The 3,418-nt window shown below is 52.6% G+C and carries 4 protein-coding genes; 1 reads left to right on the plus strand and 3 read right to left on the minus strand.

All coding sequences use genetic code 11. The features are described from left to right. From IGR76_11730 to IGR76_11740, 3 genes are all read right to left on the minus strand, one after another. Window positions 1-546: NCS2 family permease (locus IGR76_11730; GenBank protein MBF2079160.1), on the minus strand; the 546-nt coding region annotated here is incomplete at its 3' end. 164 nt (window positions 547-710) lie between these two features. After that, window positions 711-2,063: an acetyl-CoA carboxylase biotin carboxylase subunit gene (gene accC / locus IGR76_11735; protein ID MBF2079161.1), complete on the minus strand. Its 1,353-nt coding sequence runs from the start codon at window positions 2,061-2,063 to the stop codon at window positions 711-713. A gap of 291 nt (window positions 2,064-2,354) precedes the next feature. Beyond that, window positions 2,355-2,564 carry a hypothetical protein gene (locus IGR76_11740; GenBank protein ID MBF2079162.1) on the minus strand — a complete coding sequence of 70 codons (210 nt, stop codon included), beginning with the start codon at window positions 2,562-2,564 and terminating at the stop codon, window positions 2,355-2,357. 286 nt (window positions 2,565-2,850) lie between these two features. On the opposite strand from IGR76_11740, the gene gloB reads away from it, so the two are divergent. Continuing rightward, window positions 2,851-3,418 (plus strand): hydroxyacylglutathione hydrolase (gene gloB, locus IGR76_11745; protein ID MBF2079163.1); only part of this gene is annotated, 568 nt, incomplete at its 3' end.

Raw genomic sequence — 3,418 nt, forward strand, 5'->3', positions numbered from 1 at the left:
GTAGGCGATAAATAACCCAATTCCGGCTGCAGTTGCATGACGGATGCAGTCTGGAATCGCTTCCACAATCTGAGTCCGAATATTACCCAGGGTAAGGCCAACAAAAATCAAGCCTTCAATGAGAACGGCGGCCAGGGCAATGCGCCAGTTCACGCCGCCCTCTAGCACGACGGAAAAAGCAAAGTAAGCATTCAATCCCATGCCGGGAGCCAGCGCAAAGGGATAGTTAGAATAGAGTCCCATGACTAGCGTGGCGATCGCCGCTGACAGAGCCGTTGCCATCACAAGTTCACCAAATAGATCGCCCGATGCCTGTAGAAAGATCGCGTTGGATAGAATGCCAGGATTCACCACCAGAATATACGCCATCGTAAAAAAGGTCGTGCATCCAGCCACGATTTCCGTGCGGAACGTCGTGCCTAACGATGAAAACTGAAAGAATGTCGCAATTTTGTCGCTTAGGGATGGCGCGATCGCCACCGCATCCGTTTCTTCGCGCTTCTCCTCAGACTTCGGAGAATAGGGCGGTTGGGGATCCGGACTCATAGCCTTACTTACCTCAGGTACACACTCGGGTAAATTATTGCACTTACCCTCGTTTTTTTTGGATACCTCGATACAGTAGGCGGATGGGAGGGAGGGAGCGATCGCAAACCATTACCGCTCATCAAGCATCCATTCTGAGGCTGATTGCCCTAGAACCGTTCAGACTACTGCTTAGGCTTCAGCAATTGCTCCACAAAGTTGGTGTACACATCGCCGCGAATAAAATCTGGAGATTCCAAAATCCGCTGATGAAAACTAATGGTGGTCGGGAGTCCAGTAATCGCACACTCTCGCAACGCCCGCCGCATCCGTACAATCGCGGCCGGTCGGGTCGGCCCCCACACAATCAGCTTCCCAATCAACGAATCGTAATAAGGAGGAATCACATAATCCGTATATACATGGGAATCCATGCGGACTCCGGGGCCACCAGGGGGCAAATACCCATTAATGCGTCCGGGGCTAGGCCGGAAGTTATGATCCGGATCTTCCGCATTGATCCGGCACTCAATCGCGTGTCCTCGCAGTTGGACTTGGTCTTGGGTAAAGCGCAGGCGTTCCCCTTGGGCAATCCGGATTTGCTCGGCAATTAGATCGAGCCCCGTCACCATTTCTGTGACGGGATGTTCAACCTGGATGCGGGTATTCATTTCCATAAAGTAGAAATTGCCGTGGGCGTCTAGCAAGAACTCCACGGTTCCTGCCCCCATGTAGTTGATCGCCTTTGCCACCTTGACCGCGGCTGCCCCCATCTTGGTGCGCAGCTCAGGGGTCAGAGCCGGACTCGGAGCCTCTTCCAGTAATTTTTGGTGACGCCGCTGAATCGAGCATTCCCGCTCGCCCAAATGCACCACATTGCCAAAGCTATCCGCCAGAATTTGAAACTCAATATGGCGAGGTCGTTCAATAAACTTTTCCAAATAAACGCCGGGATTGCCAAAGGCCGCCTCAGCCTCTCCTTGCGCGGCATTGAACGCCTGCACGAGATCGCCTTCACTACGAACGAGGCGCATACCCCGCCCACCGCCGCCCGCCGTCGCTTTAACCATGACGGGATAGCCAATTTCCCGGGCAACCTCGATCGCCTCTTGGTCATCCTTTAGTAAACCTTCACTACCAGGCACCGTGGGCACGCCCAGACGCTTCATGGTGTCCCGGGCGGTGGACTTATCGCCCATGGACAGCATGGATTCGGGCGAGGGGCCAATAAAGGTAATTTGGTGATCCGCACAAATTTCAGCAAATCGGGCATTTTCGGCTAAGAAACCGTAGCCGGGATGAATGGCACTCGCGTTCTTAAGAAGGGCAGCGGCAATGATGTTAGGAATATTGAGGTAACTTTTACTACTGGGAGGTTCGCCGATACACACTGCCTCATCCGCCAACTGAACATGGAGGGCGTGGCGGTCAATCGTAGAATGTACGGCCACCGTGGCAATGCCCATCTCTTCACAGGTGCGGAGAATGCGGAGCGCGATCTCTCCTCGGTTCGCAATTAGGATTTTGGAGAACTGCATCGTCTAGCGTTCTAAGCAAAGATCATTGGCGATCGCGCCGCTGCTAGTCGGCTAAACTCGCAATGATGGACAGTAGATAATCCTATCATGCAGGCGATTGCGCTGGGCAATGCAAATCCGTTGGCGTGAGCAGGCCACGTCAGAATTCTCCTTGCCAGATACAGCGTTCCTACGTGATTTATGAAAAAGATGAGTTGTGAAATGTGCGCCCCGACGGGGCGCACATTTCACAATCCAAATAGGATTGCTATAGCTAGGAATCCCTCGGATGCTGATGAGGCGTTCATCGCATTAATCGACCAACCGGACTCGCCCAGTGCGCAAATCGTCTAGGACTTGGTTCACTTGGTGGCATTCCTGGGTCAAAACCGGACACTGCAGCGCAGCAGAGGTGAGATACAGGTAGTCCTGACGAGTCATCTCATGAGTTGTGAGACTCTTCTCTAGAATTTGATGAATCGACCACGGTTTATTCCGAAGTCCCAGAGACACATTTAGCATTCAGCAGTTCACCCCTATGCACAGTACGTAACCATTTCTATATTCTGTTTCCCCAGGAGATAGCCCCTGTAGATGTCGTCATACCCGAATATATCTATCGTGCCCTCAGCGTCGAAGTTTCCTACCGTAGGGGTATGAACTATCCGTAAATAATCAATAAATAATTTGTGAAAATCTGGGTACTGGCTGCTAAAGCTAGGGCTGCACCTCAACCGCTAAGATCAGACATATACAAATCTCGATACGCTAAACTTCGTTGCGGCTTCTTAGATTTAGGACGTATCCCGTGCACATTTATCGCTTACCTGCCCGTTCAGATAACTACATCTTTGTTTTGCATGACCCTCAGCAGAATACGGCTGCCGTCGTCGATCCGGCAGATGCGGAACCTGTGCTCGCTTGTCTCGAATCCCTATCGGCGCAGCTCGTCGCCATTTTTAATACCCATCACCACCATGACCATGTGGGGGGCAATCTCAAACTTTTACAGCACTTTCCAAACGCGATTGTGTACGGGGGCGCAGGCGATCGCCACCGCATTCCTAAACAACAGGTCTTCTTAGAAGAGGGCGATCGCGTTTCGGTCGGCGATCGCGTTGGTCAGGTGTTTTTCGTGCCGGGTCATACGCGTGCCCACATTGCCTACTACTTCCCGCCCGTAGTCGAGGGAGAAATCGGTGAGCTCTTCTGTGGCGATACGCTCTTTGCAGGCGGATGCGGGCGGTTGTTTGAAGGCACTCCGGCGCAAATGGTCGAGTCGCTCGGCAAACTGCGGTCGCTTCCAGACACGACCCGCGTATGGTGTGCCCATGAATACACGCTCAATAACTTACGCTTTGCCCTCACGGTCGATC

The sequence above is a fragment of the Synechococcales cyanobacterium T60_A2020_003 genome (assembly GCA_015272205.1).
Lineage (GTDB): Bacteria > Cyanobacteriota > Cyanobacteriia > RECH01 > RECH01 > JACYMB01.